Consider the following 17178-nt stretch of genomic DNA (forward strand, 5'->3'; position numbering starts at 1 on the left):
TTCCGCGGACCCACGAGGAGTTCCGTGATCACAGGCGCGAGCGGGGTCCGAAGATCAGCCAGAGGATGAACCCCAGCAGCGGCAGCATCACCAGCACCACGATCCAGATGACCTTCGCCGCGGTCGATGCACGGCTCTGTACCGTACTGACGATCGCCCAGATCACCAGGATCAGCAGCACGAGGCCCAGCAAGCCGGAGACTTCGATCATCTTCTGAATTTCCTGTTATAAGTATTTGTAAGATAATTTACTGCAGCCGTTCCGAGCCGGTAGTTGCGCGGCGTCAGCGACCGAGCCATTCGAGCGCGCGCCGACGGGCCTCCTCGATGCTTTCCCGTTCCATTCGGGGTTCGAGTTCCCGCCGGACCCGCTCGCCGGAAGGATCTCCGCCCGCTGCGGCCAGGCTTGCCCACTTGTAGGCTTCGACGAGGTCCAGTGGTACGCCCTCGCCGCGGGCATGCAGGACGGCCAGCCAGTTCTGCAGTTCCGGATGTCCGCCCTCGGCGCCGATGCGCGCGTAGTGGATGGCACGCGCACGGTCGCGTCCGATGGACCCCAGGCCGTCCATGTAGATGCGCGCCAGGTAGTAGGCTGCGCCGGCAATGCCGTCGTCGAGCGCGCGCGCGAGCAGGTCGCGGGCCTCGGGCGCGGGATCGGGCTGGACATTGGCCGACGCATCCGCGATCAGCACCGACGCCAGCGCCAGGCGGGCCTTGCTGTCGTCGCGCTCGGCAATCACCCGTCGGAACCACGCATCTCCCTGGGCCCGGTCGGGTTCGACGCCATGCCCCTGAATGTACATCCATCCGAGCCGCAGGCCGTATTCGTTGTCGCCGGCCTCGTAGGCCTGCCGATAATAAGACATCGCGCGATCGGGATCCGGTTCCACGCCCAGGCCCTGTTCGTACAGCCAGCCGGCGGCGCCCATCGCTTCGACCGAGCCGTTCTCGGCCGCGGTTTCCAGCCACTGTCGGGCCTCGTTCAGATCGGGCGGATTACGCTGCAGGTGCCGCTCTGCCTCGAGCCGTTGCTCCTCCGCGTCCATGGTCGCGGCGAGTTCGGGGGAATGGGGCTTCGGGGCAGCCGCGGCCGGAACCGACAGTACCAACAGAAACAGGATGGGTAGAACCGTGCGCATGGGTCAGGTCCGGTGCCTACGTGGACCCCTTATGCTACCTTCAAAGGCCGCCTGATGCATGAAGGTCGATTACCCGTGACGCAGAATCCGCCGCAAATCCCCGGCCGACCGTCCGGTGCGGGCTGGTGGGTCGCCGCCCTGCTGGCGCTGCTTCTGGTCGCCGCCGGGGTCTGGATCTGGTACCTGCTCTCGGGCCCGGCACCGGCGCCCGCGCTGAGTGCGGCCGAGGAGCGGATCCTGGATGAGAAGCTGGACCGCCTGCGGACTTCGGTGCGTGAGGCTCCTGCCCCGATGCACCGAACCGAGGCGGGTCCCGGGAACGCCGAGCGGCCGGAAATCTACCGGGAGGATCCGGAGCGGCGCCGGATCGAGTTCAGCGAGCGCGAGCTCAATGCGCTGATTGCACGCGATCCAGCGCTGGCGGGGCGGGCCGCGGTGCGGCTGTCGCCGGACCAGGTCAGCGCGAGCTTCCGGGTCGATCTGCCCGAGGAGCTGCTTCTGTTCGGGGGGCGCAGCGTCCGGGTGCAGACGGGTCTGCAACTGCTGACGCGGGACGAGCGCGTGCAGGCCCGTCTGGTGGGGGTGAGCGTGGCGGGGGTGCCACTTCCCGATGCCTGGCTGGGCGGGCTGAAGGGCGAGGATCTGCTGGCCACCAGCGGCCTGGCAGCGCTGGGTGCAGGGATCGAGGCGCTGCAGGTCGACGACGGCCACCTGCATCTGCTGCTGGCCCCCTGAACCGGCACCAGGCCAACGCGCATCGTCGCACGGCCAACCCCGGCGATGCCGGAAGCGTGCGCCGGACAAGGCCGAAGACCGTCATCCGCCGTTCCCGCGCTGGGGTCGCCTCGCTCACCTCGGCGGCGTGAATGCCGAATGCCGAATGCCGAATGCCGAATGGCGGATGACAGCTGCGCTGTTGCGCTCGTTGTGATCGTTGACGCGAAAATGCAGCCACGGAAGAACACGGAAATCACGGAAGATGAAACGGATTAAATCCTTTTCCGTGTCTGTCCGTGCTTTCCGTGGCGCGTTAACGCCGTTCCAGGGTGCGTAGGGTCGCTGCGCCGTAGGCGCGCGCTTCGCCCGAGACGGTGACGCGCAGCGTCGACCGTCCGGCCTCGAGCGCCGGGGTGGATTCGGCCGTGTCCAGCGCCCGCAGCGCGAGCATCGGGCGGGGGCCCGGGAAGCCGTCGTCGTGCAGGGTCAGCGCCTTCGGCACGATATGCGAGGCCCCGATGGCTGCCCCCATGTCCTGGGCGATGTGCTGCCAGCGGCGAATCGCCTCGAGCAGCAGCTCGCGATGATGCCGCGCGCGTTTCTCCGGGCTCAGCGAGAAATGGATCTGGGCGATGGCCAGTCCGTGCTCCTGCAGTTCTCCGGCAATACTGGCGATCAGCTCGAAGTTTCCACCCTTGAGTTCAAGCACCTGGTCGACCTGCCAGGCAACGGGTTCGGTGCGGCTGCGGTCGCGATCATAGATCGGCGATGTCGAGTAGCTCAGCGTGCGCGCGTCGATCTCCGGTTCGCGGGCCAGCCGTTCGAGCGCCGCGCGCATCCGGCGGTTGATGTCGGCCACCGCCTCGCTCACCTCGGCGGCGCGGCGTTCCGCACGCAGTTGAACGGTCATCCGGTCGTTGTCGAACTCACCTTCGGCCTGGGCAGTGACGGTCAGTAGCGTGGAACCGTCGTCGGCGCCCGCGATCGGCGGCCAGGCGAGAAGGGCGGCGAGCAGGGTCGGGATCAGGAGAACTCGGGACATTCAAACCTCGGTTGGGCAGTTCGCGATGCGTGCAGGTGAAGTATAGGCGGCCCGACCATTGCGTTTCCCGCCGAGCAACGTGGCCGGTCGCGCTGTGCCCCGTTTCCATGCATGCCTGCGTGTCCGGGTTTCTAGAGTGCCAGCAGTTCCGGGGGTTCATCGGGTACCACGATCAACAGATGCCCCTGCGGAATGCTGTGCCAGCGTTCCGGGTCGGTCAGCGGCTCCGAGGCGATCACCACCGCGCCCTCGGGAAAGGCCTCGTCGTCCAGCGTGTAGTGGAGACTGGGGCTCGGATCGTTCACCGAGTGGCGGCTCGCCACCAGCCGTTCGCCGTCGGTCAGAATCACGTTGAGCAGTGCCTTGCCGGCGTTCAGCCACGACTGCACGCTGGAGAATGCGTCCACCACGGCTCCCTCGAGGCTCAGGTTTTCGTCGTCCAGTAGCAGCTGGCGGATCAGGGCGAACAAGTATTCCGAGTCGGTGGTGCCGAGAATTTCGGCCTCGACCTCCGGGTCGAGCAGCTCCTGGATCTGGCGGCGCACCGAGGGGCGAAAGCCCTCGATCAGACCGTTGTGGCTGAACAGCAGATCGCCGCTCGCGAAGGGCTGGGCGTTGACGACATCGGCACCGAATCCCGGTGACGCACTGCGGACCGCAGCGACCCACAGGTCGGCGTACAGGTTGCGGGCCAGATCACGCAGGTTCGGATCCTGCCAGATCGGTTCCGCGCGCCGGTAGACGACCGCGACGTCATCCTCGCCGTACCAGCCGAATCCGAAGCCATCGGCATTCATCCGGGCATACCGAAGTTCCCCGGGCTCGGCGGCCTGTTGCAGCAGGCTGTGCGGCGGCCGCAACAAGAGATCCTGCAACGGAACCTCCGGGCCAACGTAGGCGAGATGGCGGCACATCCGGGTGACCTCGGGGAGTGGGTGCGGCGACCCCATTCATGTTAGCGTTCCCGCCGACGGGTTGCACGGGCCCGCACGGGCGTCCGGAAATCTCCCTGACCTTCGAAGCGCGTTCATGAGTGTTCGCCAACTATATAAAAACACGATGAAGAATCGACTCGAACCGGGAGAGCGGCTGCTGATTTTGATCCGGCACGCGCAGGCGGGTGACCCGGAAACATTCCTGCGCGACACGGGTCGCCCCGATCGGGAAAGGCCGCTGACTGCCGAAGGCATCGATCGCAACCGCGCGGCGGCCGGGAGGCTGGGCCGGATCCTGAACCGGGTCGATCACGTCTGGAGCAGTCCGTATGTCCGGGCACGACAGACCGCGGAGGGGGTCGCGGCGGTCTTCGGCTGCCCGCTGGAGGCGTTCGAAGACCTGGTTCCGCCCTGGGACCGCGAGCGCCTGGCCGCCTGGCTCGAGCCGCGCCTGCGGATCGGGGAGAGCGCGGTGCTGGTCGGGCACGAGCCCGACCTGTCCGGGCTGCTCGGGCACTGGCTGTGCGCAACACATGCAGTACCGGTCCCGATGGAGAAGGGTTCGGTCTGTGCGCTTCGCTGCCGGGGCGCGATCAAGCCGGGTTCGGTGGAATTGCTCTGGAAGCTCCCGCAGTCCGTGCTGCGCAAGCTATAGTCGTTCGCCCTGATAGCCAGCCCCATCATGACTATTAGGCACGGATGGACCACCGATGGACACGGATGAACGTGGATGGAGATGGTGGTGAGAGGGATAGGATGGATTCCGAAATCCTAACCAATCCGTGTTGTCCGTGTCTGTCCGTGTTCATCCGTAGCCAATCCGGGCGAGAATCCGGAAGCATGACAAGGCGCTGATGTCTGTGAATCAACGCGAATGACGATAGCAGCAGGATGACCGCGGGAACCCGGCGCCGGTCGGGCCGCAGCAGGGGGGTAACTTGAATTCCGATACCGTTGCCGCAGTGGATCTCGGCTCGAACAGCTTCCACATGCTGGTTGCGCGCTGGCACGAGGGCGAGATCATCACCGTGGACCGACTGAAGGAGACCGTGCGCCTGGCCAGCGGGCTGGATGCGCGCAACCGGTTGTCGGAGGAGGCGCAGCAGCGGGCACTCGACTGTCTGCGCCGATTCGGCCAGCGCCTGCGCAACCTGCCGCCGGGCAGCGTCCGGGCGCTCGGCACCAACACCCTGCGCAAGGCGCGTGGCGCCCGCGGCTTCCTGGAGGCGGCGAAAGACGCGCTCGGGCACCCGGTGGAGATCATCGGGGGGCGCGAGGAGGCGCGGCTGATCTACCTCGGGGTGGCCCATACCCTTGCGGACGACGGTGGCCGGCGTCTGGTGATCGACATCGGCGGCGGCAGTACCGAGTTCATCATCGGCGAGCGCTTTGAGCCGAGGCTTGCCGAGAGCCTGCAGATGGGCTGCGTCACTTTCAGCAGGTTGCACTTTCCCGATGGGCGCATCACCGCGGCGCGGTTTCGGCAGGCGGAATTGCATGCGCAGCTGGAACTGCAGCCGATCGTGGCGGCCTACCGCGGGCTGGGGTGGGAACAGGCGCTGGGTTCGTCGGGCACCCTGCTGGCGCTGGATCGCATGCTGCACGAAGGCGGCACGGAAAAGACGCCGGGAATAAGCCTGGGCGGCCTGGAGACCCTGCGGGCACGCATGATCGATGCGGGGCACGTCGATCGGCTGAATCTCCCGGGCCTTTCGGAGGATCGCCGGCCAGTGATTGCAGGTGGCCTCGCGGTGATCGTGGGGGCCTTTCGGGGCCTGGCAATCGAGTGCCTGATGACCTCCGAGGGAGCGATGCGCGAGGGGGTCGTGCACGATCTGTTCGGACGCTTTCACCACGAAGATGTGCGTGCCCGGACGATCCAGAATTTGCGCAAGCGCTTTGCGGTGGATGCCCGGCACGCCGAGCGGGTGGCGACGGAGGCGAAGCGTCTGTTCGAACCGGTGGCCGAAGTCTGGCAGTTGGGTGAAACCGATGCGCACCTGCTGACCTGGTCCGCCGAACTGCACGAGATCGGGCTCGCGCTGTCGCACAGCCGCTACCACAAGCATGGCGAGTACATCCTGACCCACGCCGATCTTCCGGGTTTCTCCCGACAGGAACAGGCCGAGCTTGCGTTGCTGGTGCGCGCGCACCGCCGCCGCCTGCAGCCGAAGCTGTTCGAGCCGTTACCGAAAGTCCGGCGGCGGCGGCTGATCCGGCTCGCGCTTCTGCTGCGGCTCGCGGTACTGCTGCACCGTTCACGCAGCGACGAGCCCGTACCCGTTCAGGAAGTCCGCGTCGAGCGGCGGGAGATTACGCTGGGATTCGGGCCGGGCTGGCTGTCCGAGCACCCGTTGACGATCACCGACCTGGAACAGGAGGCGGGGCAATTGGATTCGCTCGGGTTCACGCTCCGCTTCGGTTAACCGGCCGAAGATCCCGGAACGGCCCGTCGGCGCCATTGGCGGCCTGTGGGTTGCGTCTTCGGTACAACCGCCGGCGCGAGCGTGGCGGCGTTCGCGGCCCCTGCAGCGGATGGGTGATGCCGGGGAAGGCGCCGGACTCAGCCCTTGTTCGCGAGCTTCTCCAGCAGATCTTCCTGGGCGGAATACGGCGGTTCGCCCGGAGCCGGCTGCTGGCGCTGATAGCTGCCGTCCTTCTGCAGAACCCAGGCACTGCAGGTGTCGCGCATGTAGCAGAACAGTGATTCCTCGGCCACGCGCTCGCGCAGCTTCGGATCCTTGATCGGGAATGCGACTTCGACCCGGCGGAAAAAGTTGCGCGGCATCCAGTCGGCGCTGGACATGAACAGTTCGGCCTGGCCGTCGTTGGCGAAATAGAACACCCGCGAGTGTTCCAGGAAGCGCCCGAGCACCGAGCGCACCTCGATGTTCTCGGACACGCCGGGTACGCCCGGCCGCAGGCAGCAGATGCCGCGCACCAGCAGCTGCACCTGTACCCCTGCACTCGAGGCGTGGTAGAGCGCCTGGATCACGCCCGGCTCGATCAGCGAGTTCATGCGCGCGGCGATCAGCGCCGGCTTGCCCGCCGCGGCGATCGCGGTCTCGCGTTCAATCCGGTCGATGATCGACGGGTGCAGCGTGAACGGCGCCTGCAGCAGGTTGCGGAGCTTGGAGACCTTGCCCAGCCCGGTCAGCTGCTGGAACACCCGGTGCACGTCCTCGGTAATCACCGGGTCCGCGGTGAGCAGGCCGTAGTCGGTGTAGGCCTTCGCGGTGCCGGCGTGGTAGTTGCCGGTGCCGAGGTGCGCATAGCGGGTAATCTGGTCGTTGTCCCGGCGCACGACCAGCGCCATCTTGGCATGGGTCTTGTAGCCGACCACGCCGTAGGTGATGTGCACCCCGGCGTCCTGCATCCGGTTCGCGAGTTCGATGTTGGCCTCTTCGTCGAAGCGCGCGCGCAATTCGATCACCACCGTGACTTCTTTGCCGGCCTGTGCGGCCTCGATCAGCAGTTCGACCAGCTGCGATCGGGTTCCGGTGCGGTACAGCGTCTGCTTGATCGCCAGCACGTCGGGATCCCGCGCCGCCTGGCGAATGAACTCGACCACCGGCATGAACGACTCGTAAGGGTGGTGCAGCAGCAGCTCCTGCTGCCGGATCGCATCGAAGATGCTGCCGCTGCCGTGCGCTTTCGGCAGGCTCGGGATGAACGGTGGGAACTTGAGTTCGGCCCGGTCGACCAAGTCGTGTACCGCCATCAGCCGGTTCAGGTTCACCAGCCCGTGCACCTGGTACAACTCGTCCTCGGTCAGGTGAAAGTGCGCGAGCAGGAAACGCGCGTCGTCCTCCGGGCAGTTGTCCGCGATCTCGAGCCGCACCGCTTCACCGTAGTTGCGCTGGGGCAGTTCACCCTCCAGCGCGTTCAGCAGGTCGTCGATCTCCTCCTCGCGCACGAACAGGTCCGAGTTGCGGGTCAGCCGGAACTGGTAGCAGCCGGTGACCTTCATGCCTTGGAACAGCTCGTTCACGTGGGCGTGCAGGATCGACGACAGGAACACGAAATCGTTGTCCCCGCCGGCGACCTCGCGGGGTAGACGGACGACGCGCGGCAGCGAACGCGGGGCCTGCACCACCGCCCGGCGCGACTCGCGCCCGAACGCGTCCTTGCCTTTGAGCGTGACGATGAAGTTCAGGCTCTTGTTCAGGATGCGCGGGAACGGATGTGCCGGATCGAGTCCGATCGGGCTCAATACCGGCTGCAGCTGTTCCTGGAAGAAACTGCGCAGCCAGCGCTGCTGTTCCTCGGTCCAGTGCGTGCGCCGGATGAAGCGTATCTCCTGCTCGGCCAGCGCCGGGATCAGCACCTCGTTCAGCGTTCGGTACTGCTCTGCCACCAGTTCGTGCGCGCCGACGCTGATCTTTGCCAGCTGTTCCTGCGCCGACAGACCATCCGGCCCGGGGGTCTGCACATTGAGCGCGACTTGCTGGCGCAGCGAACCCACGCGCACTTCGAAGAACTCGTCGAGGTTGGTCGACGAGATGCACAGGAAGCGCAGGCGCTCGAGCAGGGGGAAGCGTTCGTCGAGCGCGAGTTCCAGCACCCGGCGGTTGAATTCCAGCAGCGAGAGTTCCCGGTTCAGGTAGAGTTCGGGATTGGAAAGGTCGACGGCGTTCATACGGGTTCCATGGGGCGGGAATGGCCGGGACTATACACGTTGCACGGGCGGGTATGCCGCGTAGCCGTTGCTCGTGCTCATCGTCCTCGTGTTCATGGTCTCGGCGCTGGCGCTTGCCCACAGTGAGTACCGTATTCATCCGCGCAGGACGCAATAGCGCAGCGTCATCCGCCACGCGGCGTTCGTACCGCCCAGGCGTCCGCGGCGCCCCCAGCGCTGGATGGCGGCCTTCGGCCTTCACCATCGGGGGGCTCGTGCGCCATCAAAGTTGCCGCAGATATTGGCCGGTCCCGAAGACTTCATGGATTGCGATGCGATCCATGAAGTCGACGCGGGCGGCTGTTGCGTTCAGTGTGGGCAGGATCCAGGTCTCTGTCCGGGTCGCACGCGAGCCACCCGGGCGATCCCGCTCCGCGCGCCGGGTCAGCTGCCGGTCAGCAGGAACTCGATCAGCGCTTTCTGGGCGTGCAGGCGGTTCTCGGCCTCGTCCCAGATCACGCTCTGCGGCCCTTCCAGCACGTCGGTGGTCACCTCTTCTTCGCGATGCGCCGGCAGGCAGTGCATGAACAGTGCATCGGGGCGGGCCAAGGCCATCAGCCCGGAATCGACCAGGAACCCGGTGAACGCCTGGCGCCGGGCACTTTTCTCGTCTTCCTGGCCCATGCTGGCCCAGACATCGGTGACCACCAGGTCGGCATCGCGCGTGGCGGCCGCCGGGTCGCGTACCAGTTCGAGTGCGTCGCCCGCCGCGGCCACGATGCGGGGATCGGGGTCGTAGCCCTCGGGACACGCGGCGGCGAGCGTGAACCCCAGCTGCCGGGCTGCGAGGATGTAGCTGTTGCACATGTTGTTGCCGTCGCCGATCCAGGCTATGCGCCTGCCGCCGATGTCGCCGCGATGCTCGGTGTAGGTCTGCAGATCGGCAAGCAACTGGGCGGGGTGTTCGTGATCGGTCAGGCCGTTGATCACCGGCACCGTCGCAAAGCGCGCGAAACGCTCGATCTTCTCGTGCTCGTAGGTGCGGATCATGACGCTGTCCACCATCCGGGAAAGCACGCGCGCGGTGTCCTCGATCGGTTCGCCGCGCCCGAGCTGGGTATCGCGCGGGGACAGGAACAGCGCATGGCCGCCCAGCTGCAGCATCCCCACCTCGAACGACACCCGGGTGCGGGTGGACGATTTCTCGAAGATCATCCCGAGCGTCTTGCCGCGCAGGATGTGGTCCTGCGCGATGCCTGCACGGGTCTGCCGCTTGAGCTCGGTCGCGCGCTGGATGATCTGCCGGACCTCGGATCCGCTAAGGTCGGAAAACGAGAGAAAGTGCCGCACATTCATACCGTAACCTTCTGTTCTTTGTGCTTCGTGATGAACCGGGACACGATGTCGGCCACGGTGTCCGCGATCTCCGTAATCTGATCGTCGTCCGTGATCAGCGGCGGCAGCAGCCGCACGACCCGCTCTGCGGTCACGTTGATCAGCAGGCCCCGGTCCAGCGCGCGGCGTACCAGTTCGGCTGCAGGGCGGTCGAGTTCTATGCCCAACATCAGCCCCCTGCCGCGGATTTCGACGACCTCCGGGCGATGCGCCAGACGCTCCTGCAGCAGGCGCAGGAGCACGTCGCCATGCCGCGCGGCCTGCTCGCAGAGCGCTTCCTCCTGCATCACGTCGAGCACGGCCAGCGCCGCACGGCAGACGAGTGGGTTGCCGCCGAAGGTGGTGCCGTGACTTCCGGGGGTGAACAGGTCGATCGCACGGCCGGAAACCAGACTGGCCCCGATGGGCACGCCGTTGCCGAGGCCCTTGGCCAGGCTGAGCACATCCGGCACGATTTCCTCGTGCTGGAACGCGAACCACTGTCCAGTGCGCCCGATCCCGGACTGGATCTCGTCCAGCATCAGCAGCCAGTCGTGCCGGGTCGCCAGTTCCCGTAGTTCCTGCAGGTAACCCGGGCGCGGTAGGCGAATCCCGCCTTCGCCGGTGATCGGTTCGACCAGGATCGCCGCGATTTCGGGATCGCCTCCCAGCGCCGCGACCGCGTCCGGGTCGTCGTACGGCACCCGGACGAAGCCCTCGACCAGCGGTTCGAAGCCCTTCTGGATCCGCGCGTTGCCAGTGGCCGAGAGCGTGGCCAGCGTACGCCCGTGGAAGCTTCCTTCCATCACGACGATCTTCGGCCGGGCGATGCCGCGGCGGTGTCCGTGCAGCCGGGCCAGCTTGATCGCAGCCTCGTTGGCCTCGGCCCCGGAGTTGCAGAAAAAGGCCTGATCCATTCCGCCGAGCGCACACAGGCGCCGCGCCAGCTGCTCCTGCAACGGAACGCGGTACAGGTTCGACGTGTGGATCAGCGTATGGGCCTGTTCGGCAATCGCGGCGGCGATCTTGGGATGAGCATGGCCCAGGCCGCAGACGGCGATGCCGGACAGCGCATCGAGATAGCGTCGCCCCTCGGTATCCCAGAGCCACGCGCCTTCGCCGTACTCGAAGGCGACCGGCAACCGGTTGTACGTGGTTTGCAGCGCATCTGCCATGGCAACGGCCTCCGAACGAAGAAGGCCGGTGGCATCGAACGACGGCACACCGGCCCGAGCGCCGGGGACGCCAGGCATGCGCCCCCGGTGGTTCATGTTAATTGTGAGACTATTTCATCTGGCTGGCAACGAAATCCCAGTTCACCACGTTCCAGAAGCCCTCGAGGTATTTCGGTCGGGCGTTGCGATAATCGATGTAATACGCGTGTTCCCAGACGTCTGCGGTCAGCAGCGGGATCTTGCCGTCACGCATCGGGTTTGCGGCGTTGGAGGTGTTCACGATCTCCAGAGAACCGTCGGCATTCTGCACCAGCCAGGTCCAGCCGGAACCGAAGTTGTTCACCGCGGAATCGGTGAACTTTTCCTTGAAAGCCGCGAACGAGCCGAACGCCGAATTGATTGCGTCGGCGAGTTGGCCCGCGGGTTCTCCGCCACCGTTCGGGCCCATGCAGTTGAAATAGAAGGTGTGGTTCCAGACCTGTGCGCCGTTGTTGAAGATGCCGCCGGCCGGCGCCTTGCGTACGATGTCCTCGAGGCTGGCGTTCTCGAACTCGCTGCCGGGCAGCAGACCGTTGAGTTTGGTCACGTAGGTCGCGTGGTGCTTGTCGTGATGGAACTCGAGCGTCTCAGCCGAGATGTGCGGTTCCAGTGCATTCTTCGCGTACGGCAGGGCGGGCAGTTCGTGTGCCATGCAGATTCTCCTCAGTTGGTGGACTGCGAACGGTTCGCAGGTGACTAGGGGACGACGAAAGATAGACACACCCTCTGCCGGATGCAATTGCCGAGGTTTTGCGCCGGCTTTCGCCGACGTGATGGGCACGAAAGCTCCGCCGATGGTGCTCTGTGGGGTGAGGGTTCATGCATACACCTGCGCCTGCCCTGTAGACCCCATGGATTGCGTCGCAATCCATGGGGTCTTCGGGATTGGCCAGTATCTGCGCCAAAGAAGAGCCCTTTGGCACAGAGAAGAGCCCTTTGGCACAGAGAAGAGCCCTTTGGCACAGTTAGTTGCGATGCAATCCATATCAGAAGGCGAGCCCTCTCGCCGATCGAGCGCCGGGGCAAAACGATCGGCGGAGCGGGATTCGGGCGGCGTGGGGGCGTTCAGAGGGCGGCCTCCCGACACCGTCAGGCAACGCCATGGCGCGCTCGGTGCTGCCGCTGGCGACGGGCGGGACTCTGACACGGTCGGGTAATCCCGGCAACGCGCCTCGCGGGCACGCGGGATAGTCGGCGCCAGGACGGCACTTGTATGATGCCGGACCGATACGGTCGTTCGGGGAGGACGCTTGTTGATTCTCGATGCAGCGCTGATCTCCGGTTCAGACCCGGGCGTCGGAGGTATGGCCGGCAACCGGGTCGGCGTCGCCGAAGCCGGAGCGGGGCCATGAGGCCAGCGTCGCGCCCGGGATCGGTGGGGGCCTCCGCCGGTCAGACGCTGGCGCGGGTCGGGCGCTGGCTCGGACCTGCCGTGTTCCTGGTATTTCTCGCGGCGGCTGCGCCCGCCGGCGTCTCGGCCGAGGCGTGGATCGTGCTCGGGCTGACGCTGCTCATGGCGACCTGGTGGATCACCGAGGCGGCGCCGATTCCGGTTACCGCGCTGCTGCCGGTCGCGGTCCTGCCGGTTCTCGGGGTCGTGCCGATTGCCGAGGCGACGGCGCCCTATGCCAACCCGCTGATCTTTCTGTTCGTCGGCGGCTTCTCGGTGGCGCTCGCGGTGCAGCGCTGGAATTTGCACCGGCGTGTCGCGCTGGCGATCCTGCACCTGTCGGGCAACCGCCTGGACCGTCTGGTCGGTGGTTTCATGCTCGCGACTGCGGGGCTCAGCATGTGGGTCAGCAATACCGCGACCGCGGCGCTGATGCTGCCGATCGCGCTGTCGGTGCTCGCGCTGGTCGAGTCGGATCCGCAGGCGCGCGGCACCGGTTCGCGACCCGCGGTGGCGCTGCTGCTCGGGATCGCATTCGCGGCCAACATCGGCGGCATGGCCACACTGATCGGCTCACCGCCCAACGCGTTGACCGCCGCGTTTCTGAACGAGCGCTACGGACTCGAGATCGGATTCGTGCAGTGGCTGGCGATGGGGTTGCCGGTCTCGGCAGCCCTGCTCGCGTTCACTTGGTGGTCGCTGACGCACTGGGTGTTCCCGGTGCACCGTATCGGGCTCGAGGGCCTGGACGAACTGTTGGCCGGCCAGCGGGCGGAACTCGGTGGCTGGTCGTCCGCCGAGCGCCGCGTGGCCGTGATCTTCGTCCTGGTTGCGCTGGCCTGGCTGTTCAGACCCTTGTTGAACGAATGGCTGCCGGTCGAACTGACTGACGCGGGAATCGCGGTGCTGGGCGCCGCGGTGCTGTTCGTCGTGCCCTCGGGGCGTACCGAACAGCGTTACCTGCTGGCCTGGGAAAACACCCGGGATCTGCCGTGGGGGGTGCTGGTACTGGTCGGCGGGGGGCTGAGCCTCGGTGCCGCGATCGAAGGCAGCGGGCTGGCGGGGCTGGCGGCGCAGTCGCTGCAGGGCGCGGTCGACCTTCCATTGTGGCTGCTGGTATTCGGCGTGATCGTACTGACGATGGGTCTGAGCCACGTAACCAGCAATACCGCGACAGCCGCCACGCTGCTGCCGCTGGTGGCGGCACTGGCGCTGCAGGTCCAGGCGGCGCCGCTGTTGCTGGCGATTCCCGTGGCGCTTGCGGCCTCGGCGGCGTTCATGCTGCCGGTGGCGACGCCCCCGAACGCGATCGTGTTCGGCAGCGATCGGCTGGCGGTGCTCGACATGGTGCGCGGCGGTGCGCTGCCCAGCCTGGTCTCGGTGCTGGTTCTGGTCATCGTCGCGATGACCTGGGTCGGCGTGATCTTCGGGGCCGGATGAATCGATGGCTGCGCTCCCCGGTCCGGAAACCCGACTGCGCGCCATGCTGAACGACATGTTCCGGCTGCTGCCGGTGCCGCTGTTCCTGTTCGTGGCCCGGGAATGGGCGGTGGCGCTGCCGCAGGCGGCCGTGGTCGGGCTGGTCGGCGCGATGGCGGTGCTGATGGCGGCCGGCATCTGGCTGCGCGCGGTCGTCCGGCGGCGGATCTTTCTGGCGGGTGCACTGCGCCCCGAGAGTGTCGGGCACCGCTGGCTGCGCGGCGGAGCGGGGCTCGCCCTGGTAGCCGTGGCCAAGGGCGTGGTGCTGGCCGGGGTGCTGCTGGTTGCGGTCGTGCGCCAGCCGGGTCCGCTATTGTTGGCAATGGTCCTGAGTGTGCCGCTGCTCGTTCTGCTGTGGCACGGGGTGTTCCAGCTGCTGAAGCGGCACGCGGTGCCGCGCTTTCGGGCCGTCTTGGCGTTGAGGTTCGCGCTCGTCATCAACTTCGTGCTGCTGTTCGGCGGGCTCGCCGTCGCCGCGGTGTTTCTGGCGTATCCCGATTTTACCGGCGTGAGCCTGAGCGACGCCGTGCTGTCCGAAGTGGCCGGCCAGCACGCGTCCAGCGCGCTGCTGCAGGTGCTGCTGCAGGCCGCTGCGGCGGTGGACGCGGTTGGCTGGTGGTTGGGGCAGCAGGTGCTGCCCGGGGTCACGCGGCCTTCGCTTCAGTTCCTGGGCTGGGCGCTGCTGCTTGCAACCGACGCCCTGGCCGTGTGGTCTTACCTGGTATTCTGTTCGTCGGTGTTGGCCCTGGCGCATTGGCGGGATTGGCATCCGGGGGTAGGGAGATGACGACGATTCGCGCGCGGCCGGGCACGGCCGGCAACCTGTTTCGGGCGCTGCTGCTGCTCGGGGCGCTGGCAGGGCTTACGCTGCTGGCACTCGACCAGCGTCCGTGGGAAAGACTGTGGTCGGCCCTGGCGCCCTACGAGATCGTGGTGGCGAGCGAACGGCTGACGGTAACGCCGGCGACCGCCCGCGAGATGGTCCGCCGCTCGCAGGTCCATGCCTCGGCTGGATCACGGGAGGCCCAGGAGCGGGTGCGTGCGCTGCTCTCGGCCGAACTCGACCCGATGTTCGCGGAACTGTCCGCGCGCATTCCCGACTACGCCGACTGGTATTTTTCCGTTTCCGGCGAATACGCCCGCATGCTGATGCCGGTGCTGCAGTGGATCGGTGTCCGTGACGGGGATTACCTGGCGGATCGGGCGCTGGCGCTCGTATTCGGCGGCGAAGGCTTTGACCGCGAGCTGGCAGCGATCGACGCGCGCGCGCAGTCCTCGCTGGCCGGGCACGTGCAGGACCTGCACGCGCGCTGGCTGCAGAACCTGATGGAACTGGCCGCGAACGGGCAGGTGTCCGCGCCCGGTCCCGCACCGGTCGAACAGTGGTCGCTGGACGCGCTGGCCGCGGAGATCTCCGGGCACGGCGGCAGCGAGTTCCTGCAGCGGGTCTCGACCAGCACCGCCGCGGCCGGCGGGGCGGGGCTCGCGGCCCCGGCGCTCGCACGCCTGCTGGTGCAGCCGGCGGGTGCGGCGCTGACCGCAAGCGCAGTGGCGGCCAAGGGCGCGGGCCATGGTGCCGCCAAGGTCGGCGCGGCGGGCGCGACCGCACTCGGCTGTGCCGCGACCGGCCCCGCGGCGCTCCCCTGCGCGCTGGCGATTGGGGGAGCCTCCTGGGTGGCGGCCGATTGGGCATTGCTCAGCGTCGACGAATGGCGTCACCGCGATGCGCTGATCGCCGACTGGGAACAGCGCCTGGAGGGGCTGCGGGCCGAGCTCGAGGCGGCGATGCTGGAACGCTACGTCGACGCGATCACCGCCTGGCACGGCGCGATGCAGCTCGAGATCGAGCGCAGTTTCTCGCCGATCGAATCGGTGCGGATCTCGGCCCCCGGCCAGACTTGACCGCAGGATGCCGGCCTTCGTTCGGCCTTTTCCGCCCTTGCGCATCTGCCAAGCCGCCGCAGGCTGTGCCGCAGGCACAACGTCGCGGGCGTTGGCGATGGGCCGGCGTCTGGGGTTGTGGTGGCGTAGGTTGTGCCTCCTGCGTTGGCACAACCTACGCGGCGACATGCTCCCGACCACCGCGGAGCCGCGGAAGGTGGATAGCACCAAGTGCGCCCACCTTCGGGCAGCGCGTGGCCGGCCAGCACCCGGCAATCGGCCGATACCGCGGCCAGCGGGCTGGCGAGGGAGTCAGTCCGCGGGCGCTTCCGTGGCGAACAGCGCGGCGGCATTATCGTGCCCGATCCGGCGCGCAACATCCGGCGGCAGCTGTGCCAGCCAAGCGCGAATGTCCGCGACGTGCTCGTCGAGCTCCAGCCAGCGCCGGATGCTGAACGTGTCGGCGCCGATCAGGAATCGGTCCGCGTGTTCGATCAGCAGGTCCTGCCAATCGAGCGGCATTCCCCCGGGAGGGTTCAGGCGCTCGCTGCGCATCGAGAGATCCACGTAGAGTTCCGGGTAGCGATCCAGGTAGTCGCGCACCAGCGGTGGATAGGGGAAGCTGCCCGCGTGCGCCCAGAGAATCCACGCCTCGGGCTCGATCTCGTAGGCCCGGTCGATCACCGCCGGGTCACCGTGGATCATCACCGGCAGCCCGCGCGCGTGCGCGAGCTCCAGGAGCTCGCGGAACACCGGTGAATGCCGGTCATCCGCGAACAGGTGCAGCTCGCCGATCCCGCGCCAGGAGCCGCTGGCCAGGCCTGCGTCCAGCCGGGCCCGTATGCGTTCGGGCAGGCCCTGCTGGTGCATCCAGGTTTCCTTGTGCGCGGGGGTCTCGTAGACATCCAGAAACGGCAGGATCTGCCCGGGTGCGGCCTGCATCAGTGCTTCGGCCAGTGCGTCGGTCCGGGTGGAGACCACCGCCCGCACGATGCCCGCCTCGGCCAGTGCGGCGGCCGCCTGCTTCGGCGAAAGGGTCTCCGCGTGCGCAACGTTGTAATGGAGATGGGCGTCGAACAGAGGCTGCGGATCGGGGTGGGCGGTCCACGGGACCAGCAGCAGGGTCAGCAACGCGGCGGCAGACAGCCGCCGAACGGTTTCGGCAGGCATCGGTTCCTCCTTCTGGTGCGGCAGTTCCGCGTCGTGACGACCATTCGGGGGTCGACAGCTTCGCGGCCTTCAGCAAGGACGCTGCCGACGGCAGGTTTTGTTCCCTGCGGGGCCGCCAGGCCGGGTTACCCCTTGGCATCGGCGGATTCCGGCGCCGCCGCACGGCGCCACTGCGGCCCTGGCGGCCGCCCGCCGGAAGCGTCTGCATGTACAAGCACC

At 67.2% G+C, this 17178-nt stretch carries 15 protein-coding genes; 6 read left to right on the plus strand and 9 right to left on the minus strand.

Translation table 11 applies throughout. The features are described 5' to 3' along the window. Positions 1 to 28: 28 nt before the first annotated feature. Entirely contained in the window at positions 29 to 211 is a 183-nt protein-coding gene (locus tag TVNIR_RS05925) for a PLDc N-terminal domain-containing protein (protein ID WP_015258081.1), read from the minus strand. A gap of 73 nt (positions 212 to 284) precedes the next feature. Then, complete coding sequence (locus tag TVNIR_RS05930) at positions 285 to 1139, minus strand: tetratricopeptide repeat protein (protein WP_015258082.1); 855 nt, start codon at positions 1137 to 1139, stop codon at positions 285 to 287. Positions 1140 to 1193: 54 nt separating this feature from the next. Between TVNIR_RS05930 and TVNIR_RS05935 the strand changes: the two genes are divergently transcribed. Next, positions 1194 to 1874 (plus strand): hypothetical protein, encoded by a 681-nt coding sequence (locus TVNIR_RS05935; protein WP_418081290.1) that lies wholly within the window; start codon positions 1194 to 1196, stop codon positions 1872 to 1874. A gap of 295 nt (positions 1875 to 2169) precedes the next feature. On the opposite strand, the gene TVNIR_RS05940 is transcribed toward TVNIR_RS05935, so the two are convergent. Next, positions 2170 to 2898, minus strand: a complete 729-nt coding sequence (locus TVNIR_RS05940) for an SIMPL domain-containing protein (protein WP_015258084.1) — start codon at positions 2896 to 2898, stop codon at positions 2170 to 2172. Between the two features lie 131 nt (positions 2899 to 3029). Then, positions 3030 to 3812: an ergothioneine biosynthesis protein EgtC gene (gene egtC / locus TVNIR_RS05945; RefSeq protein ID WP_015258085.1), complete on the minus strand. Its 783-nt coding sequence runs from the start codon at positions 3810 to 3812 to the stop codon at positions 3030 to 3032. A gap of 145 nt (positions 3813 to 3957) precedes the next feature. Here egtC and TVNIR_RS05950 point away from each other — a divergent pair, with 145 nt between their 5' ends. Continuing rightward, the gene (locus TVNIR_RS05950; RefSeq protein ID WP_043739446.1) at positions 3958 to 4488 is read left to right on the plus strand and encodes a SixA phosphatase family protein; all 531 of its coding nucleotides are present in this window, start codon (positions 3958 to 3960) and stop codon (positions 4486 to 4488) included. A 334-nt stretch (positions 4489 to 4822) separates the two neighbouring features. Further along, complete coding sequence (locus tag TVNIR_RS05955) at positions 4823 to 6259, plus strand: Ppx/GppA phosphatase family protein (protein WP_015258088.1); 1437 nt, start codon at positions 4823 to 4825, stop codon at positions 6257 to 6259. Between the two features lie 137 nt (positions 6260 to 6396). Here TVNIR_RS05955 and ppk1 read toward each other — a convergent pair whose 3' ends face one another. The 4 genes from ppk1 to TVNIR_RS05975 form a co-directional block, all read right to left on the minus strand. Next, entirely contained in the window at positions 6397 to 8472 is a 2076-nt protein-coding gene (gene ppk1, locus TVNIR_RS05960) for a polyphosphate kinase 1 (protein WP_015258089.1), read from the minus strand. A 423-nt stretch (positions 8473 to 8895) separates the two neighbouring features. Beyond that, positions 8896 to 9807 (minus strand): ornithine carbamoyltransferase, encoded by a 912-nt coding sequence (argF, locus tag TVNIR_RS05965; protein WP_015258090.1) that lies wholly within the window; start codon positions 9805 to 9807, stop codon positions 8896 to 8898. Beyond that, positions 9804 to 11000, minus strand: coding sequence for an aspartate aminotransferase family protein (locus TVNIR_RS05970; protein ID WP_015258091.1), 1197 nt, complete (start codon positions 10998 to 11000; stop codon positions 9804 to 9806). The genes argF and TVNIR_RS05970 overlap by 4 nt, the downstream gene beginning before the upstream one ends. A 109-nt stretch (positions 11001 to 11109) precedes the next feature. After that, a complete protein-coding gene (locus TVNIR_RS05975) occupies positions 11110 to 11691 on the minus strand; it encodes a superoxide dismutase (protein WP_015258092.1) in 582 nt (193 codons plus the stop codon). A gap of 696 nt (positions 11692 to 12387) precedes the next feature. On the opposite strand from TVNIR_RS05975, the gene TVNIR_RS05980 reads away from it, so the two are divergent. The 3 genes from TVNIR_RS05980 to TVNIR_RS05990 are packed head-to-tail and all read left to right on the plus strand — an operon-like array spanning position 12388 to position 15810. Beyond that, positions 12388 to 13869 (plus strand): SLC13 family permease, encoded by a 1482-nt coding sequence (locus TVNIR_RS05980; RefSeq protein ID WP_015258093.1) that lies wholly within the window; start codon positions 12388 to 12390, stop codon positions 13867 to 13869. A 4-nt stretch (positions 13870 to 13873) separates the two neighbouring features. Beyond that, on the plus strand, positions 13874 to 14695 hold the full coding sequence (locus TVNIR_RS05985) for a hypothetical protein (protein WP_015258094.1): 822 nt from the start codon (positions 13874 to 13876) through the stop codon (positions 14693 to 14695). Further along, entirely contained in the window at positions 14692 to 15810 is a 1119-nt protein-coding gene (locus TVNIR_RS05990; RefSeq protein WP_083499373.1) for a hypothetical protein, read from the plus strand. Before TVNIR_RS05985 ends, TVNIR_RS05990 begins: the two co-directional genes overlap by 4 nt. A 291-nt stretch (positions 15811 to 16101) precedes the next feature. Here TVNIR_RS05990 and TVNIR_RS05995 read toward each other — a convergent pair whose 3' ends face one another. Continuing rightward, positions 16102 to 16959, minus strand: coding sequence for an amidohydrolase family protein (locus TVNIR_RS05995; RefSeq protein WP_015258096.1), 858 nt, complete (start codon positions 16957 to 16959; stop codon positions 16102 to 16104). Between the last annotated feature and the right edge of the window lie 219 nt (positions 16960 to 17178).

It is taken from the genome of Thioalkalivibrio nitratireducens DSM 14787 (assembly GCF_000321415.2).
In the GTDB taxonomy this organism is placed as follows: domain Bacteria; phylum Pseudomonadota; class Gammaproteobacteria; order Ectothiorhodospirales; family Ectothiorhodospiraceae; genus Thioalkalivibrio; species Thioalkalivibrio nitratireducens.